A 19060-nucleotide genomic window follows, 5' to 3' on the forward strand; every position below is an offset into this window, starting at 1 on the left:
GGCGAAATTGTGCGCTCACTTAATGTTTTGATACTTGAAGACAATGCATTTCAACTGATGGCGCTGCATCAAATGCTCAACGCAAATCAGGTGTTCAATGTCATGACGGCTCACAGCGTTGCCGATGCGCGGCAATCATTGGCTAATCGCGGCGATGTCGATATTGCTATCTGTGATTTGCAAATGGAGGGTGCGGACGGGCTTGAGATGATTCGATACCTCGCCGAAGGTCAGCGCGCTCGCGCGATTATTATCCTTAGCAGCAGTGATAGAAGCGTACTCGACGGTGCGGCCTATCTAGCGCGGCAGCAGGGCCTGTGGGTTTTAGGCAGCCTGCAAAAGCCAGCGTCCGCTGCGGTGCTTCGGGAATTGCTTGAGTCTTACTGCGCCGGCCGACAGGCTCTCGAGCCGTTACCTCTGTCTCCCGGTTGCGCCGTGTTTTCTTTGGAAGAACTGCACCCACTGGCACCCGGTCAGCATATTCGCGAAATTGATGTTGTCGAGCAGTGGACCGCCCACTACCAACCTAAAGTCAATATTGGAGGTGATGTGCTTGGCGTCGAAGCGTTGATTCGCTGGCAGCATCCCCGTCATGGCTTGTTGTCGCCGGGCAGCTTCATGGCCGCCGTCGAGGGCGCGGGGCTTATCGTGCCGCTGACCTGGCGCATGCTGGAGTTGGCATTGAAATTATCTTCCAAGGTTATGCAGGCAACTGGCAGCGCATTGCCCGTTGCGGTGAATATTGCGCCGACAATGCTTAATGAAGCAGATTTTGTTGAAGGCGTCGGCGCACTTCTGTCACGACTGGATTTACCGGCCAGCGTCCTCACTCTTGAGATCGTAGAAAGCTCAGCGCTGCAAACCACTACTGCGCAGCTGGAAGGCTTGCTGCGCTTGCGCATGCGGGGCTGCACTTTGTCTATCGATGACTTTGGGACGGGCGCATCGAATATTCAGCGCCTGCTTCAATTGCCGTTCTCGGAGTTGAAGATTCCGGCCGAATTCATACGCGGTATGGCCGAAGATGCCCGCAAAGCTGCCGTAGTAGCGGGTGCTTGGGTGATGGCGCGCGAGATGCAAATGGAGGTGGTAGTAGAGGGCGTGGAGACAACTTGTGATTATGAGGCGGTCAAGGCATTAGGCAGTCCGATGTTGCAGGGATATTTCGTGGCTAAACCTATGAACGAGGCGGACCTGTTTGGCTGGATGGCAGGGCGTTCCAGCGTTGATTTCAAGTCAAACCATGTTCCTGCAAATAAATAAACAATCCTGCATCATTGCTAAGCCCTAATTTGCGCATGGCGCTAACTTTATGTGCGCTCACGGTTTGCTTGCTACGGTTGAATTGCGCGGCAATCTCACCTACTGAGCGACCGGCCCCTAGCAGGCGGAGTACCTCTGACTCCTTGGGGGATAGGTGTTGGTGGGCGATCAATGTGTCCGAGCCGTAATCACCCGCGTCAAGTAGCGTTTTGGCGACCGATGCTGCGACGTACTGCTTGCCCTGATGGATGCACTCGATCGCAGCGGGCAATTCCCCCGCCAAGCTTGCCTTGCTCAAAAGTGCCGTGACACCTGACGCTAGGATCGAGCGAAACAGCCCTGCATTATTGAGCATAGTCACGACGACGATGGGCAGCTGTGGGTAATCACGGCGAACCCGCTCCAGCAATATTAGCCCGTCGTTCTGCAGATCGATGGGCATCATGAAGTCGGTCACCAGTACATCACAGGGGTGATTTTTCAGTGCCTCGGCGAGCGCCGATGGCGAGTCGGCCTCGGCGATTACGGTGGCATGGCTGTGTTGCTCAAGCACAACCCTCAACCCGATCAGGAAAATAGGATGATCGTCGGCCAGAATGACGCGCAACGGTTTGGCAGGAGCGGCGTTCAATATTGGGGTCCTTTATAAGAGATATCTGCCGTTGTTTTTTATCTGTCATCTTCGGCAGGCATGCTCAGGCGTCTGGTAGCGGGCAATCACCCCACTCAGGTGAGAAGAACTTTCTTATCGAACGGATGGTCATTGATAAGCACCTTGCATTCAAACTATCGAGTGGTGACCAGATGGAAAATATCAGCTTATTGCTGAGTGAAGCCCTGACACCTTATCAGGCAAACCTAGGGCCAGCGGGCGCGAATGGCGAACGCGTCGTCACTTTGAAAAATGCGGCAGGTGCGATTGTGATCGAACGCACACTTTGCGTGGCGCAGCTTTGTGACAAACGGCAACTGACGGATGTGGTAGATGGTTTTCACCGGGATCTACTGATTGCTGAAGGCCGAATTGAACCTTGCGTCATCGCAGCCATGCGGTATGCGACGTCTACTCAGGTTTTTACTTCGTTGCAGGCTTTTAATTGATTGTTCGGGAACCTTTTTCGCGCCGAGTGCTCTGATTAATTACGGCAGGTTCAAGCATTGTGCTCCGGTGATTGATACCTGCCGTACTGGTCCTGAGGGATCACGGTTTGACCCCGAGTGAGTGCCCCACTGCTCGGGGTTTCTTTTGCCTGAAATTCGGCCAATGAGTCTGATTACTGCAATGAACTCTTCCCCTTATGGGCTTTCAAAAAATGCCTTGGCGTCTTCCAGGTACGCCAAGCGGGAGTTGGGGTCTAGCCAGTCGGCGTAGAAGTCGATGAGTTTGGTTTGACGCAGGACACGCATTTTGCGGTTGATGATTTCCATCGCGTCGCGCCCTTGGGCCGTATCCGAGCAACCAATATGGGCGAACTGATATTTAGCCGTGCCCATGATCGGGTAGAACTTTAGATCGTTGGGGTCGATATCTTCTTGCGTCGCAGTGAATCGTGCCTCAGGCCAGTAACTGATTAGCGCACGCAATCTGCCCACGCGCTCCATCTGTAACAGGCTGCCAACAGCGTCATTGCCATAGTGCCGGCTGACCGCATCATTTGGTGCGGCCTGAAGTATTTGATCGATCACCGGGCCATAGCTTCGCTCTGCGACGATTCCGAGCTTGATTTGTCGACTTGCCAACAGCGCCGCTAGATCGACCTGACCCTCCTTGATGAAAGGGCTTACGCGACTGAAGTCATTGCGGCGAATAACTATGCCATTACTGATCACTGCGTAGGTTGGGATCGAAAATACAATGGTTTTAGCGCGCTCAGCGGTCCACAGCAATGTCGGGTCACAGGTAAACGACGGTTCATTGAGCATCTGTATCCCCCGGGCCCGATTTACACGCAACATTAAATGATCGTACTCAGGCATCCCGGCTATCAGCAAAGGCATTAGCTTATCAATAGCGCCTTGTCCCTCTTGGGGGCCTGAGCTAATGGTCAAAGGGGGAAAGTCTCGCAGTAACCACATAATTGTGTCTTTCGCCATACCAATGCGCGGAACGCATAAAAGCATCAGCGTGATCAGCGCTACCTTTGCGTAGGTTCTGGTAAGTAGTAAGCGGCAGGTCATTCGCTGAATCCATCCGCAAAAAAAAGTGACTGAATTATAGCGCCATTTAGCTGGCGTTCTGCTTGTCTAGATTAAAATCTGCCTTCCGCTGTCTCTGCCTCAAGCAACGTACCTGCTGAGTTCGGCCCAACGTGCTCATAAATAGAGGTGTTCCCAAGTCGTTGGCAGACCATCGTCGTCGTTGAAGAGGTCAGCATCGGGTAGACTTGTCGCCTTTCCCCGTATCTAGAAGCCCGTCCATGGCCCAGCCGTCCACGACCTACAAATTCGAACTCAACCTCACCGACCTTGATCGTGGCGTGTATGAGAGCGTTAAACAGACTATCGCCCGGCATCCTTCGGAAACCGAAGAACGTATGACCGTGCGTTTGCTCGCCTATGCCTTTTGGTACAACGAGCAGCTGTCATTTGGCCGTGGTCTGTCAGAAGTAGACGAACCAGCGCTGTGGGAAAAAAGCCTAGATGATCGCGTTTTACACTGGATCGAAGTCGGTCAGCCTGACGCAGATCGGTTGACCTGGTCTTCGCGGCGAACCGAACGCACCAGTTTGCTGGCGTACGGCAGCTTGCGCGTTTGGGAAACCAAGGTGATTCCGGTTGCGAAAAACCTGAAAAACGTGAATATCGCCGCTGTGCCGCAAGACATTCTGGAAGTACTGGCCAAGGACATGCCACGGGTTATCAAGTGGGACGTGATGATCAGCGAAGGGACTATTTTCGTCACCGACGACCGCGGCCAGCACGAAGTTCAGCTGCAATGGCTTACCGGTGAGCGCGACTGATTAGCGCCGTCTCTGACTGCCCGGCCAGCATGGTCAAAAAGTAAAACATCAGCGGAAACCGAATGCGTATCGAAGCTCGCCTGTTGCCTGACACCTTGCCATTCCTTGGCGACCTGCCACCCTTGTTGACCCGTCTATATGCCGCACGCGGCGTGGTGTCCGAGGTGGAGCTGGACAAGAGTCTGGCGCGGCTGATCCCGTATCAGCAACTCAAGGGTATTGATGCGGCGGTCGATCTGCTGGTTATTGCGCTGAAAGAGCGCCAGCGCATTCTGATCGTTGGCGACTTCGATGCTGACGGAGCAACCGCCAGCGCCGTGGGCGTGTTGGGGCTGCGTCTGTTCGGCGCGGCTCATGTCGATTATCTGGTGCCCAATCGATTTGAATATGGTTACGGCCTGACCCCGGAAATCGTCGCGGTCGCACTTCAGCGTCAGCCGCAATTGTTGATTACCGTGGACAACGGCATCTCCAGCGTCGAGGGTGTGGCGACGGCCAAAGCGGCGGGGTTGACGGTACTGGTCACCGATCACCACTTGCCCGGCCGTGAATTACCGGCTGCCGATGCCATCGTCAACCCGAATCAGCCCGGTTGTGAGTTTTCCAGCAAAGCCCTCGCGGGTGTCGGCGTTATCTTCTACGTGTTGATGGCCTTACGCGCTCGTTTGCGTGACACCGGTTATTTCCAGGCCCACCAACAGACTCAGCCGAACCTCGGTGACCTGCTGGATTTGGTCGCGTTGGGCAGCGTTGCCGACGTCGTGCCGCTGGACGCCAACAACCGCATTCTGGTGCATCAAGGTTTGTTGCGAATTCGTGCGGGTCGCGCGCGGCCGGGGCTCAAAGCGATTCTCGAGGTCGCACGTCGTGAAGCCTCACGCATTACGTCCACCGACCTGGGCTTCATCATTGGTCCGCGCTTGAACGCGGCGGGGCGTCTGGATGACATGAGTCTGGGCATTGAATGCCTGCTCTGCGAAGACGAAACCCTGGCCCGTGAAATGGCCACGCAGCTTGATGATTTGAACCAGGACCGCAAATCCATCGAGCAAGGCATGCAGCGCGAGGCACTGGCCCAACTCAAGGACTTGCCGTTGGAGTCAATGCCGTTCGGTTTATGCTTATTCGAAGCCGATTGGCACCAAGGGGTGATTGGCATCCTCGCTTCGCGCATGAAGGAACGTTATCACCGTCCAACCATTGCCTTCGCCAGTGCGGGGGAGGGTGTGCTTAAAGGCTCAGCGCGTTCGGTGCCCGGCTTCCACATTCGCGATGCACTAGACGCGGTTGCCGCCAAACACCCAGAACTGATCAGCAAGTTCGGAGGCCATGCAATGGCGGCCGGCTTGTCATTGCCAGAAGCGAACTTCCCCGCCTTTGCCGAGGCTTTTGACGTTGAAGTCCGTCGCCAATTAGATGAAGAAGACCTGACCGGGCGACTGCTGTCTGATGGCACGCTGGCGGTGGAAGAGTTTCACCTGGAACTGGCTCGCGCCTTGCGTAACGCCGGTCCTTGGGGCCAGCACTTCCCCGAGCCACTGTTCCACGGCGTATTCCAACTGGTCGAACAACGCATCGTCGGTGATCGACATTTAAAAATGGTGCTAAAAAGCGAATGCGGGTCGCTGAAGCTCGACGGTATCGCCTTTGGTGTTGATCGTGAGATCTGGCCCAATCCAACCATTCGTTGGGTGGAGTTAGCCTACAGACTCGACCTAAATGAGTTTCGAGGTAATGAAACAGTTCAATTGATGGTTGCGCACATCGCTCCGCGTTAGAGCAGGCAAGTAGGCAGGGGTACGAACCCTCGCTACCTCGGGTTGTCTACTAGGCTCTAAGCACGATCGAGAACGTTAATTAGAGTCTGGAAGTTTAACTTGAGAGGTGCCCATGAGCCTGCTGCTTGAACCCTATACTATTCGCGAACTGACCTTACTTAACCGCATTGCGGTGTCGCCGATGTGTCAGTACTCCTGCGTCGATGGCTTGGCCAATGATTGGCATCTGGTCCATTTAGGTAGCCGCGCCATCGGCGGCGCGGGGCTGATTTTCACCGAAGCCACAGCGGTGACCGAAGATGGCCGCATAACCCCTGAAGACTTGGGGTTGTGGAATGACGAGCAGATCGAGCCGCTGCAACGTATTACCCGGTTTATTACGGCCCAAGGTGCAGTCGCCGGTATGCAATTGGCCCATGCCGGACGTAAATCCAGCACGTGGCGCCCCTGGATCGGCAAACATGGCAGCGTGCCGATCAGTGAAGGCGGTTGGGTGCCTGTTGGCCCTTCCCCGATTGCCTTTGATCCGCAACATACAGCGCCAACTCAGCTGGAAGAACCGCAGATTCAGGAAATCATCACCGCGTTCGTTGAAGCCGCCAAGCGCGCATTGATCGCCGGCTTTAAAGTGATCGAGCTGCACGCCGCCCATGGCTATTTGCTGCACCAATTTCTGTCGCCTCTGAGCAACCAACGTCGCGATCAATACGGTGGTTCATTCGAAAATCGCATCCGTTTAACGCTGCAAGTCACCCAAGCCGTGCGTGCGGTCTGGCCGCAAGAGCTGCCCTTATTCGTGCGCGTCTCTGCGACCGACTGGGTGGAGGATGGCTGGAACCCTGACGAAACCGTCGAGCTGGCACGGCGCTTGAAAGACTTGGGCGTCGACTTGGTTGACGTATCCTCAGGCGGCACGGCGGCCAAAGCTGAAATTCCGGTAGGACCAGGCTACCAGACGCGATTCGCCGAGCGCGTGCGCAAAGAGTCCGGCATAGCCACCGGCACGGTGGGCATGATCACCGAACCGGCACAGGCCGAACACATCCTGCGTACCGGCCAGGCCGACCTGATCCTATTGGCCCGAGAACTGCTGCGTGACCCGTACTGGCCCCTCCACGCCGACGACGATCTCGGCGGCCGCAAAGCCGTCTGGCCCGCCCAATACCAACGCGCCACCCACCGTGATCAACCGATCCACGAATCCGATTTGCGCGATTGAATGGACAGGCGGCGTGTCCAACACGCCGCTGTGAATCCTTCGCCAACAAATTGGTCTCTACAGGGGGTAGATCTCAGCTTTTCCCGACCTTGCACGCATCCCCGGCTGGTGCCGTCCCGTGGTCATACGGTTTGCCGAGCCACATGTAGAGCAGGCCCAGGCCGATGACGATGGCGGTGGTCAGGGCCATGGCGTAGTTGATGTACCACGCCGCGTCTGGGGTGCGCGGCCAGGCCATGTTGATGATCGCTAGGACGCCATAGATCAGCGCACCAAGGTTAATCGGCAGGCCCCATATGCCGAGGCTAAATTGGCCGCTGGGTATCCAGCCATGTGCGCGGGCGAAAAGGGCAGCGGCCACGATCATTTGGAACGCAAGGTAAATTCCGATGGCGGCGAAGCTGACGATGGTGGCAACCGCATCCTGCAACACAAGGCCCAGGCAAATGATCAGCGCCGGCAATATACCGGCTACAAACAGTGCCGCGACCGGCACTTGGGTATTGGGCGACAGACGTTTAAGCACGTCGCTGCCCACGATCATTTCATCTCGGGCGTAGGCATACAGCAGTCGGCTAGCGGCGGCCTGTAGGCTTATCACGCAGGAGATAAACGAAATCATTACAACGGCCATGACCACTTTTGAACCGGTGACCCCGAAAGCGTTGCTGAGAATAGTGGTCACCGGGTCTTTGTCGGTGCCGTTGATCACCGCCGCCATGTCCGGCACGGAAAGAATCAGCGCCAGGCACGCGAACATTGCTGCGGCGCCGCCGATGTAGATGGTCATGCGCATGGCGCGCGGAATCATCTTGCTCGGGTTGGGTGTTTCTTCGGCCACGTCACCGCAGGCTTCAAAGCCGTAATACAAAAACATTCCCGCCAGCGATGCAGTCAAAAAAGCCGGCAAGTACGAGCCGTCTATACGGATGTCGAAGGTGTTAAACAGCACGCTGATTGGCTGGTGGCGCTCGAATATCAACAAGTACAAACCGACGATTACAGCGCCGATCAACTCGCATAAAAAGCCAAACATGGCGATGCGCGACAGTACCTTAGTGCCGCTTAGGTTAACCAACGTGGCAAACAGCGTTAGCACCAGTGCAATGACGATATTGGTAGTGTTGCTCGGTGCGAAACCCAACATCGCGGCCAAATAAGGCCCGGCACCCACTGCAACAGCGGCAATAGTCACGCATAAGGCAATCGCGTAAATCCAGCCCACCATCCACGCCCAGCGCTTACCCACTAAACGGCGAGCCCACGGATAAACACCACCTGAAATCGGAAACTGGGACACCACCTCACCGAAGATCAGGCACACCAATAATTGGCCGATACCCACCAATAAGTAAGCCCAGAACATCGGGGGGCCGCCCGCTGCCAGGCAAAAGCCGAACAAGGTGTAAACGCCGACGACCGGCGACAAGTAGGTGAAGCCCAGCGCGAAGTTTTCCCACAAGCTCATGGTGCGGTTGAAGTTAGAGGTGTAACCCAACTTCCTCAGTTGTTCAGCGTCGCTGTCTGCGGCTGAATTAAGGGATGGAACAGTCATATATTTCTCCTGGAAATCGCCAGATTTTGGGTATGGGAATCCGCAGCCATGCACTCAAGCGCGGCCCGGTTCAGTCGTTATTGTTTTGATCCCACTAAAGGCTACGATCAGTTCTAATGCTTAAACATCACATGCCTGACGGTGGTGTAGTCTTCCAATCCATACATGGACATATCCTTGCCATAACCGGACAGCTTTTGCCCGCCATGGGGCATTTCGCTGACCAACATAAAGTGGGTGTTGACCCACGTGCAGCCATACTGCAAACGGGCGGCCAGCCGATGGGCGCGGCCGACGTCCTTGGTCCACACCGAGGACGCCAGGCCATAATCCGACTCATTGGCCCACGCCAATGCCTGTGCTTCATCGTCGAATGGAGTCACCGTAACCACCGGTCCAAATACTTCGCGGCGGACGATTTCGTCATCCTGCTGAGCGTCGGCCAACACCGTTGGTTCGAAGAAGAAGCCATTGCCTTCTATCGCCTTGCCACCGGTGATCAGTCGAATGTGTGACTGGGCAAGTGCGCGCTCAACGAAACCCACAACTCGATCCCGATGCTGCGCAGAAATTAACGGACCCAATTGGGTTTCCGGATCGTTTTGCAAACCCACCTTAATGCTGCTGACCGCTTCGCCGAGTTGAGTGACGAATTTTTCGTAGATGCCTTTCTGTGCATAAATCCGGCACGCAGCGGTGCAGTCCTGCCCCGCGTTATAGAAGCCGAAGGTGCGAATACCGTCCACGGCGGCTTCAATATCGGCATCGTCAAAAATAATCACCGGCGCCTTGCCACCCAATTCCATGTGCATGCGTTTAACGCTGTCGGCGGTGCTGGAAATGATGTGCGAACCGGTAGCGATTGAGCCGGTTAGCGAGACCATCCGCACTTTCGGGTGGGTCACCAGCGGATTTCCCACGGTTTGCCCGCGACCGAACACCAGATTCAGCACGCCCGCCGGGAAGATATCGGCGGCCAACTCGACCAAGCGCAACGCGGTCAGCGGGGTTTGTTCTGACGGTTTGAGCACCACAGTATTACCTGCCGCCAACGCCGGTGCGATTTTCCAGGCGACCATCATCAGCGGGTAGTTCCACGGCGCAATCGAGGCAACAACGCCCACTGGATCACGGCGGATCATGGAGGTATGTCCCGGCAAATACTCACCCGCCGCCGAACCGCTCATACAACGGCTGGCGCCAGCGAAGAAACGGAACACGTCGGCGATCGCCGGCATTTCATCGTTGAGGGCGGCGTGGTACGGCTTGCCGCAGTTATCGGATTCAAGTTTTGCCAATTCTTCTGCATGAGCGTCGATGGCGTCGGCCAGTTTAAGTAGCAACAGCGAACGATCCTTGGGCGCGGTCTGCGACCAGCATTCAAATGCGGTCTCTGCGGCCCGCACGGCAGCATCGACCTGAGCCTCACTGGCTTCGTTGATTTCTACCAATACACGGCCCAACGCCGGGTTGAATATCGATTGGCTAGGGCCTTCGCCCGCGACCAAGTGGCCATTGATCAACAGTTTGGTTTGCATGGTTGGCTCCTACAGGGGAATTGGTTATTTACCACCACTGCCCGCGACGCTTTCGCCGCCGCGTGTCAGGTAATACGCGCCAAGGATTGGCAGCATAGTCACCAGCATCACCAGCATGGCGACCACGTTAGTCACCGGCACATCGCGCGGTCGACTGAGTTGGTTAAGCAGCCAAATCGGCAACGTCCGCTCATGGCCTGCGGTAAAGGTGGTCACGATGATCTCGTCAAACGACAACGCAAACGCCAGCATCCCGCCCGCTAATAAGGCTGAGCCGAGGCTGGGCATGATGATGTAGCGAAAGGTCTGCCAGCCGTCGGCGCCCAAATCCATGGATGCTTCGATCAAGCTGTGGGAGGTGCGGCGCAGTCGAGCGACAACGTTGTTGTAGACGATTACTACACAGAAGGTCGCGTGGCCGACGATGATGGTGAACATTCCCGGTTCGATGCCCAACGTCTTGAACGCCGAGAGCAAGGCGATACCGGTAATGATTCCCGGCAGTGCAATCGGCAGAATCAGCATCAGCGAGATACCGTCCTTGCCAAAAAAATCCCGGCGATAGAGCGCAGCGGAGGCCAGTGTGCCGAGGACCATCGCAATCAAGGTGGCGATGCAAGCAATCTCCAGCGAGAGCTTGATCGACTCCAGCACATCCGTCCGCGAGAAGGCCACGCTGAACCACTTGAGAGTGAATCCCCGTGGCGGAAAGCTGAAGGCGGCGTCTTCGGTGTTGAAGGCGTACATGAAGATGATGAAGATCGGAAAGTGCAAAAATACCAAACCGCCCCAGGCCGCCAGTTTCAAGCCCAGAGGTGCGTGCGCGCTGCCAGTCGAAGAGTTAAAGCGCATCGAAGGCTCCCAGGCGTTTGACAATGGACAGGTAAATCGCAATCAGCACGATGGGCACCAACGTGAAGGCCGCCGCCATGGGCATGTCGCCAATGGCGCCTTGCTCGGCGTAAACCATGCTGCCAATGAAGTAACCGGGCGGCCCGATCAATTGCGGCACGATAAAATCGCCCAAGGTCAGGGAGAAGGTGAAAATCGAACCGGCGGCGATCCCCGGCACCGACAGCGGCAATACCACGTTCATGAAGGTCTGGCGCGGCGTGGCCCCAAGGTCCGCAGAAGCTTGCAGTAATGAAGGCGGCAAGCGCTCCAGTGAGGCTTGAATCGGCAGGATCATGAATGGCAGCCAGATATAAACGAAGACCAGAAAGCGCCCCACGTTCGAGGTCGACAAGGTGCTGCCGCCAATCTCGGGAATGCTCAGGATCAACTGTAAGATCGATTCCAGGCCCAGATGCTGAACAAACCACTGCGCAACGCCGCCTTTGGCCAACAGCAGGGTCCAGGCGTAGGCCTTGACGATGTAACTGGCCCACATCGGCATCATCACCGCGATGTAAAAGAACGCTTTGGTTTTGCCGGTGGTGTAGCGCGCCATGTAATAAGCAACGGGAAACGCGATGATGCCGCTGGCAACCGACACGGCTACTGCCATGCTCAGGGTGCGGGTGATGATGTCGAAGTTGGCCGGATTGAACAGAGCTGCGAAGTTTTCCAGGGTCAGGACCGGGATGACCGCCATGGTGAAGTCGTCGAAGGTGTAGAACCCCTGCCACAAGAGGTTCAGCAACGAGCCGAGGTACACCGCGCCAAACCAAAACAACGGTGGAATCAGCAGCAGAGACAGGTACAGATTGGGTCGTCGATACAGCAGATTGGAAAACCGCCGCAAGGGCGGTTGCCCAGTCGGCATCGCCTGATGAGAGATGGCCTGGCTCATGACTACGCGCCCTCGCTCAAGGCAGTTTCATGCAGCGTAATCATGGCTTCACGGGACCAGCGGGCCATAAGCCGCTGCCCCGGTTGGTGCTGCGCCGTGGTGTCCAGCCATTGGCTATTGGCGTGGCTGATGTTCAAGGTCTGGCCGTTATCGAGCGTGAGTTCGTAGCGGGTGGCGCTGCCCTGATATTGAACGTCGTGCAGCAAACCGCTGACCTCAATCTCATGGCTGCCGGCCTGGCCTTCGGCGAAACGAATATGCTCCGGGCGGATAGAAAAGGGCAGGGTGGTGCCGCTGAGTTGCAAGGCCAATTCACCGCGCAGCACGTTGGAGGTGCCGACAAACTCGGCGACAAAGGTGGTGGCCGGTTTCATGTACACATTGCGCGGGGTATCGACCTGCTCGATGCGACCCTTGTTGAACACCGCCACGCGGTCGGACATTGACAGCGCTTCGGTTTGATCATGGGTGACGAAAATGAAGGTGATGCCGAGTTGGCGTTGCAGCTTCTTCAGTTCACCTTGCATCTGCTCGCGTAGTTTCAAATCCAGCGCGCCCAGCGGCTCATCAAGCAATAGCACGCGCGGCCGATTGACCAGTGCCCGCGCCAAGGCGACCCGCTGGCGTTGGCCACCGGAAAGCTGCACCGGTTTACGCTCGCCGTAGCCGTCCAATGCGACCATGCCCAGTGCGTCCTGAGCGCGATTCAAGCGTTCGGTCTTGCCGACGCCTTTGACCTTCAGGCCGTAAGCAACGTTGTCCCGAACGTTCATGTGCGGGAACAGTGCGTAATCCTGAAACACGGTATTAACGTCCCGCTCATAGGGCGGCAGGCCTGCGGCTTCCTCGCCGTGAATACGAATCGACCCTGCGCTGGGCTGCTCGAAACCGGCAATCAAGCGCAGGCAGGTCGTTTTGCCCGAGCCCGATGGGCCCAGCATGGAGAAGAACTCACCGTCCTGAATATCAATAGAAACCCGGTCAACGGCCTTCACTTCGCCGAACTGACGGGAAACGTTAGTGAACTGGACTGCGAGTGTCATGGTTTAAGATTCCGAAATTCGAGAGCCCGGTGGGCTTTGAAACGCTGTGCAGGCTGTGTGGAACCGAACTCATTCGGGAAGCAAGCGCCACGGTCTATTAGAAAAGCCGCGCAATGTCATTCGCCAATGAATTCGCCCCACAGGGATGCCGCAGATTCAGCGTTAGCGGCCGCCCATGATCGCAATGTAGTCCTGGGTCCAGCGGCTGTACGGCACGAACTTGCCGCCTTCAGCTTGTGGAGTGGTCCAGAACGCGATTTTGTCGAACTGGTCGAAGCCGTTGGTATTACAGCCCTCAGCCCCGAGCAGTTCGCTGGCCTTACAGGCGGCCGGTACAGCTGGCAGCGAGCCGAACCACGCGGCTACATCCCCCTGGACTTTCGGTTGCATTGACCAGTCCATCCATTTGTAGGCGCAGTTTGGATGTTTGGCGTCGGCGTGCAGCATGGTGGTATCGGCCCAACCAGTGGCGCCTTCTTTGGGAATGGTCGAAGCCACTGGCTGTTTGTCGGTTTGCAGGCCATTGACCATGTAGCCCCATGAACTGGTGGCCGCGACGCCTTCGTTTTTCACGTCACTCATCTGCACGGTCGCGTCGTGCCAGTAGCGGTGGATCAACGCGTGTTGTTCACGCAGTAGATTCAGCACGGCCTTATATTGGGTTTCGGTCAGTTCGTAGGGGTTTTTGATGCCCAATTCAGGCTGGATGGATTTCAAATACAGTGCAGCATCGGCGATGTAGATCGGGCCGTCATACGCCTGCACCCGACCTTTGTTGGTCTTGCCATCGGGCAGCTTTTGTTCTTTGAACACTACGTCCCAGCTCACGGGCGGAGTTTTGAATACGTTGGTGTTGTACAGCAACACGTTCGGACCCCACTGATAAGGTGTGCCGTAGGTTTGCTTGTTGACCACATACCACGGTCCATTTACCAAGCGTGGATCAAGGTTCTTCCAGTTCGGAATCAGCGCAGTGTTGATCGGTTGTACCCGTTTACCGACGATCAAACGCAATGATGCGTCGCCGGATGCGGTCACCAGATCGTAACCGCCCTTGGCCATCAAACTGACCATTTCATCGGACGTGGCGGCGGTTTTGACGCTGACCTTACAGCCGGTTTCCTTTTCAAAACCTGTCACCCAGTCATACGCTTTATCACTCTCCCCCCGCTCTATGTAGCCCGGCCACGCCACAATATCGAGCTGGCCTTCACCTGGTCCCACTGTTTTAAGCATTTCTGCTGCCTGCACGCCACAACTGCTGAACAAGCTGGTGACAATAGCGCTGAGTACGGCGGTCTTGAGCACTGACATGGAATTCCCTCTTCTTTAATTATGGTCGGGGCAGTTTTGCAGGCAGCTGTAAGCTGTAAGCCGTAAGAGGTTTCGCTCTTACTATTACGTATAGCCGCAAGATCACAGGGTGTAGCCATTCTTCTTGTTTTTGATTCAGCTCTTGCTTGAAGCTTGCCGCTTATAACGCCACCCCATGTTTGGCCATAATGTGCCGCACTACGCTGTAGTCCTGCAGTGAGTCGCTGGACAAATCCTTGCCATAGCCCGAGCGCTTCAAGCCGCCGTGAGGCATTTCGCTGACCAGCATGAAATGGCTGTTGATCCAGGTGCAGCCATACTGCAACCGCGCGGCCACTTGCATGGCTTTGTCCAGATTCTGGGTCCATATCGACGACGCCAAGCCATATTCCGAATCGTTAGCCCAGTCCACCGCCTGTTCCAGTTGATCGAAGCGGGTCACTGTCACCACCGGCCCGAATACCTCGCGCTGGACAATTTCATCGCTTTGCTTGCAGCCCGCCAGCAGCGTCGGTTGATAGAAAAAACCCGCGCCGGAATGTACGGCCGCGCCGGTGATTCGCTCAATGTGCGGCTGGCCCAGCGCACGTTCGACAAAGCTGGCCACCCGGTCGCGCTGACGAGTACTAATCAGCGGCCCCATTTCATTGTCGGCGTCGCGTTTACCGGCAAAGCGCAGGCTGCTGACCGCCGCGCCGAGTTCGGCCACCAAGCGATCATGAATACCGGTTTGAGCATAGATTCGGCACGCAGCGGTGCAGTCCTGGCCGGCGTTGTAATAGCCGTAGGTACGAACGCCTTCGACCACGGCCTGAATGTCGGCGTCGTTGCAGACGATTACGGGGGCTTTTCCGCCCAGTTCCAAGTGTGTGCGTTTAAGGGTTTTGGCGGCGGCCTGAAGAATTTTCTGTCCGGTGACAATGTCACCGGTCAGCGAGACCATACGTACTTTCGGGTGGCTGACCAAATGGCTGCCGACGCCTTCGCCACCGCCGCAGATGATGTTGATCACCCCACGGGGCAATAGCTCGGCCAGGACAGGGGCCAATGCCAATATCGACAGCGGCGTATGTTCTGACGGCTTGAACACCAACGTGTTACCCGCCGCCAGCGCGGGGGCAATCTTCCAAGCGGCCATCATCATCGGGTAGTTCCATGGCGCAATGGACGCCACCACGCCAATAGCGTCACGGCGGACCATGCTGGTGTAACCCGGCAGGTATTCCCCAGACAATTGCCCCATCTGACAGCGCACGGCCCCGGCGAAAAAGCGGAACACATCGACGGTTGCGCTCAAGTCATCCTGACGTGCCAAGTGCAGCGGCTTGCCGCAGTTCAGCGATTCTAGGCGCGCCAACAGGTCGGCTTGTTTTTCGATGGCATCGGCAATCGACAACAGAATGACTGAGCGTTGCTGCGGCGTGGTTCGCGACCAACTGGCAAACGCGCGGTGCGCAGCGAGAATGGCAGATTCAACTTGCTCGGTACTGGCTTCCGCAACGCCGATCAGGACATCTCCGTTGGCCGGATTGATAATCGGCTCGGCAAAGCCCTGTCCAGCGACCAGTTCTCCGTCGATCAGCAGTGCAGTGAATAATGGAGTCGGGTTACCGGGCATTTTCGCTGTTCTCTTTTTAGGCGGGGGCATCCATGCATAGGCAAGCTCCGTTGCACGCCCGGCCTTAGCTCTGTCACAGAGACTAGTGCGCGGACGTACGGCCGACAAATGCTAAATACCGAAAGCAGCGTTCGATTAAATAGATAGCCGGCGTCCTGCGTTCGGTTGCTCTCGGGCAACGGTCAAAAAAGGGTCGACCAATGCTGGTCTGGCGGTGCCGCGGCGCCATGCCAAACCGACGTCCAGGGTCTGGGTGAGGTCGGCCAGCGGACGGGCCTCGATGATGTCGCCCTCCAGAGACCAAGGGCGGTAGGTCATGTCCGGCTGAATCGACACGCCCAGGCCTGCGGCGACCAAGCTGCGCACCGCTTCAGTGGAGGCGGTGCGCAACGTGATATGCGGTTGCAGCCCGGCACGGACCCACATGCGCAGCGCGTTTATGTCCATTTCATCGACATTGAGCTGGATTAGCGGCTCGCGGGCGATGTCCGCAAGGCTAATGCTGTCGTGTTCCAGCAGTGGATGCTGTGCGGGTAGCCAAACCCGGTGAGGTGAGTGGGTCAATACTTCTGTTTGCAGCGCATGGCGATCTTCCAGGTTCGAGAGGATCAATACGCCGACATCAATTTCGCCGCTTACCAACAGGTGTTCGATGTATTGACGCTCATCTTCCATCACCCGCAGCTCGACGTTGGGGTAGGCGCGCTGAAAACGGGTTAACAAGTCCGCCAAGTAATAGCCTGCCACCAAGCTGGTCACGCCGATGATCAACTGTCCCGCCACTTGATCGGTACTCTGTTGCAAGCTGCGCTTGGCGTTGTCCACCGTTGCCAGAATCAGATGCGCTTGACGCAAAAATTGATGGCCTTGATGCGTCAGGGTCATGCCTTTGGCGTGACGATTGAACAGGCATACGCTGATTTCCTGCTCCAGTTGTTGAATGGCGAGAGTCAGCGTTGATTGAGATATGAACACCGCTTGGGCGGCCGCCGATATCGAACCGGTTTCGGCGACCGCGATAAAGTGACGAATCTGACGCAGCGTCATCATGAGAATGGCTCTAGTGGGTAACGTTTTTATTGATTTTTTCGAGTGTATATCTTTTTTATCGATAGGCCCGTTTGCCCTGCTTCAGGTCCGGATAAAGGCTGCAACTTCGCCCGGTTTATACGTTTTGCACTGCATTGGGGCTTTTCTCGAATAAGCGTTGGAAAAACCTCAAAAGTATGTGGGAAACATCGATCTAAGGCCGAATGGCCTGGGCTATACTCAGCCAGCTTTGGATCGCCTGTCGGTCCACTTCTTGAACGCGGCAAACGCTGCCGAGTTGAACTCTTGAGGGCAGGACCGTGAAGAATTGGACATTGCGCCAGCGAATATCGGCGAGTTTCGCTGTGATTATCGCCATCATGTTATTGATGGTTGTCGTGTCGTATACCCGGCTGTTATCGATTCAATCCAGTGAAGAGAAGGTTGAAACCGACGCCCTTCCTGGTCTTTATTACAGCACCATGGTTCGCAGTGCTTGGGTAAACAGTTACCTCGCTACCTTACAGTTGTTCAGTGAAGACCAAGGCAGAGTGCTCACGCCTGCCGAAATCAGCAATTTCAAAGGCTACGAAGATACGTTGGTCGGTGAACTGAATAACTACCGCAAGACGGTTTTCGACGCCGAGGATCAGGCGTCTGTCGATGAGTTTGAGAAACAGCATGCTGACTATATAAAGATCACCAATGAGGTGCTCGCCCTCTATCAAGCCAATGATTTTGTTAAGGCACACAACCTGTTTGCCTCACAAATGGAACCCTCGTGGAACCGGGGCCGCGCGTTGCTGACGTCGTTGATCGTCCAAAACAAACAATCGGCAGACCGGTCGATGGCTTCAATCGCGTCAACGGTGCTTTCCGCGAAAATCAGCATGGGTGTCTCCTTGCTGATTGCCATCATTGCCGCAGTTTTCTGCGGACTACTGTTGATGCGCGCGATCATGGCGCCAATGCGGCGGATCGTCTGGGTGCTCGACATCATGCGCGCCGGTGACCTTAGCAAGCGCTTGAACCTGGGACGTAAAGATGAGTTTGGCGCAGTAGAAACTGGTTTCAACGACATGATGGCCGAGCTGACCGGTCTGGTCTCACAGGCCCAGCGATCATCAGTACAAGTCACCACCTCGGTCACTGAAATCGCCGCTACGTCCAAGCAACAGCAAGCTACGGCTACCGAAACCGCTGCCACTACCACTGAAATTGGCGCAACGTCTCGAGAAATTGCAGCAACGTCTCGGGATCTGGTACGCACCATGACGGAAGTCACCACCGCCGCCGATCAAGCTTCGATCCTCGCCGGATCTGGCCAGCAAGGCTTGGCGCGTATGGAAGAAACCATGCACTCGGTCATGGGCGCCGCCGATCTGGTAAATGCCAAGCTGGCGATCCTTAACGAGAAAGCCGGCAACATCAATCAAGTGGTTGTGACCATTGTCAAAGTCGCCGACCAGACCAATCTGCTCTCACTTAACGCAGCCATTGAAGCGGAAAAAGCCGGCGAGTATGGGCGCGGATTTGCGGTGGTTGCGACTGAAGTTCGGCGTCTGGCTGACCAGACGGCTGTGGCCACCTACGACATTGAGCAAATGGTTCGCGAAATTCAGTCCGCAGTGTCTGCGGGCGTGATGGGTATGGACAAATTCTCTGAAGAGGTCCGGCGCGGCATGTTCGAGGTGACCCAAGTCGGCGAGCAACTCTCACAGATTATTCATCAAGTGCAGGCGCTGGCGCCGCGCGTGTTGATGGTCAATGAAGGTATGCAGGCCCAGGCGACGGGTGCCGAACAGATCAACCAGGCGCTGGTGCAATTGGGTGACGCCAGTAGCCAGACGGTTGATTCGCTGCGCCAAGCCAGCTTCGCTATCGACGAGTTGAGTCAGGTGGCGGTTGGGTTGCGAAGTGGCGTGTCGCGTTTCAAAGTTTGAGAACGAGC

16 protein-coding genes are annotated in these 19060 nt (G+C 56.2%); 6 read left to right on the forward strand and 10 right to left on the reverse strand.

Going from position 1 to position 19060, the window contains the following annotated elements:
* The first annotated feature begins 9 nt into the window (after positions 1-9).
* On the forward strand, positions 10-1263 hold the full coding sequence (locus tag RGW60_RS01740; RefSeq protein WP_322201567.1) for an EAL domain-containing response regulator: 1254 nt from the start codon (positions 10-12) through the stop codon (positions 1261-1263).
* Here the strand turns inward: RGW60_RS01740 and RGW60_RS01745 are convergent.
* Positions 1232-1894 carry a response regulator transcription factor gene (locus RGW60_RS01745; RefSeq protein ID WP_322201569.1) on the reverse strand — a complete coding sequence of 221 codons (663 nt, stop codon included), beginning with the start codon at positions 1892-1894 and terminating at the stop codon, positions 1232-1234. The two genes, RGW60_RS01740 and RGW60_RS01745, sit on opposite strands and share 32 nt — an antisense overlap.
* A gap of 173 nt (positions 1895-2067) precedes the next feature.
* Here RGW60_RS01745 and RGW60_RS01750 point away from each other — a divergent pair, with 173 nt between their 5' ends.
* The gene (locus tag RGW60_RS01750) at positions 2068-2364 is read left to right on the forward strand and encodes a DUF3509 domain-containing protein (RefSeq protein WP_322206822.1); all 297 of its coding nucleotides are present in this window, start codon (positions 2068-2070) and stop codon (positions 2362-2364) included.
* 195 nt (positions 2365-2559) lie between these two features.
* On the opposite strand, the gene RGW60_RS01755 is transcribed toward RGW60_RS01750, so the two are convergent.
* A complete protein-coding gene (locus RGW60_RS01755) occupies positions 2560-3396 on the reverse strand; it encodes a TIGR02285 family protein (RefSeq protein ID WP_407074104.1) in 837 nt (278 codons plus the stop codon).
* Positions 3397-3680: 284 nt separating this feature from the next.
* On the opposite strand from RGW60_RS01755, the gene RGW60_RS01760 reads away from it, so the two are divergent.
* The 3 genes from RGW60_RS01760 (at position 3681) to RGW60_RS01770 (ending at position 7220) form a co-directional block, all read left to right on the forward strand.
* Positions 3681-4223: a YaeQ family protein gene (locus RGW60_RS01760; RefSeq protein WP_322201571.1), complete on the forward strand. Its 543-nt coding sequence runs from the start codon at positions 3681-3683 to the stop codon at positions 4221-4223.
* Between the two features lie 62 nt (positions 4224-4285).
* A complete protein-coding gene (recJ, locus tag RGW60_RS01765) occupies positions 4286-6001 on the forward strand; it encodes a single-stranded-DNA-specific exonuclease RecJ (protein WP_322201573.1) in 1716 nt (571 codons plus the stop codon).
* 112 nt (positions 6002-6113) lie between these two features.
* Positions 6114-7220 carry an NADH:flavin oxidoreductase/NADH oxidase gene (locus RGW60_RS01770; RefSeq protein WP_322201575.1) on the forward strand — a complete coding sequence of 369 codons (1107 nt, stop codon included), beginning with the start codon at positions 6114-6116 and terminating at the stop codon, positions 7218-7220.
* 73 nt (positions 7221-7293) lie between these two features.
* Here RGW60_RS01770 and RGW60_RS01775 read toward each other — a convergent pair whose 3' ends face one another.
* The 8 genes from RGW60_RS01775 to RGW60_RS01810 form a co-directional block, all read right to left on the reverse strand.
* Positions 7294-8775, reverse strand: a complete 1482-nt coding sequence (locus RGW60_RS01775) for an APC family permease (RefSeq protein ID WP_322201577.1) — start codon at positions 8773-8775, stop codon at positions 7294-7296.
* 113 nt (positions 8776-8888) lie between these two features.
* Positions 8889-10313: a gamma-aminobutyraldehyde dehydrogenase gene (locus RGW60_RS01780; protein WP_322201579.1), complete on the reverse strand. Its 1425-nt coding sequence runs from the start codon at positions 10311-10313 to the stop codon at positions 8889-8891.
* 24 nt (positions 10314-10337) lie between these two features.
* Positions 10338-11165 (reverse strand): ABC transporter permease, encoded by an 828-nt coding sequence (locus RGW60_RS01785; protein ID WP_322201580.1) that lies wholly within the window; start codon positions 11163-11165, stop codon positions 10338-10340.
* Positions 11155-12105, reverse strand: coding sequence for an ABC transporter permease (locus RGW60_RS01790; protein WP_322201582.1), 951 nt, complete (start codon positions 12103-12105; stop codon positions 11155-11157). The genes RGW60_RS01785 and RGW60_RS01790 overlap by 11 nt, the downstream gene beginning before the upstream one ends.
* A gap of 2 nt (positions 12106-12107) precedes the next feature.
* Positions 12108-13148: an ABC transporter ATP-binding protein gene (locus RGW60_RS01795; protein WP_322201584.1), complete on the reverse strand. Its 1041-nt coding sequence runs from the start codon at positions 13146-13148 to the stop codon at positions 12108-12110.
* A gap of 162 nt (positions 13149-13310) precedes the next feature.
* Complete coding sequence (gene ydcS / locus RGW60_RS01800) at positions 13311-14462, reverse strand: putative ABC transporter substrate-binding protein YdcS (protein WP_322201586.1); 1152 nt, start codon at positions 14460-14462, stop codon at positions 13311-13313.
* A gap of 160 nt (positions 14463-14622) precedes the next feature.
* On the reverse strand, positions 14623-16080 hold the full coding sequence (locus RGW60_RS01805; protein ID WP_322201588.1) for a gamma-aminobutyraldehyde dehydrogenase: 1458 nt from the start codon (positions 16078-16080) through the stop codon (positions 14623-14625).
* A 135-nt stretch (positions 16081-16215) separates the two neighbouring features.
* On the reverse strand, positions 16216-17130 hold the full coding sequence (locus RGW60_RS01810) for a LysR family transcriptional regulator (protein WP_322201590.1): 915 nt from the start codon (positions 17128-17130) through the stop codon (positions 16216-16218).
* A 299-nt stretch (positions 17131-17429) separates the two neighbouring features.
* Here RGW60_RS01810 and RGW60_RS01815 point away from each other — a divergent pair, with 299 nt between their 5' ends.
* Entirely contained in the window at positions 17430-19052 is a 1623-nt protein-coding gene (locus RGW60_RS01815; RefSeq protein ID WP_322201592.1) for a methyl-accepting chemotaxis protein, read from the forward strand.
* Positions 19053-19060 lie beyond the last annotated feature (8 nt).

This window comes from Pseudomonas sp. AB6 (genome assembly GCF_034314105.1).
Taxonomy (GTDB): Bacteria; Pseudomonadota; Gammaproteobacteria; order Pseudomonadales; family Pseudomonadaceae; genus Aquipseudomonas.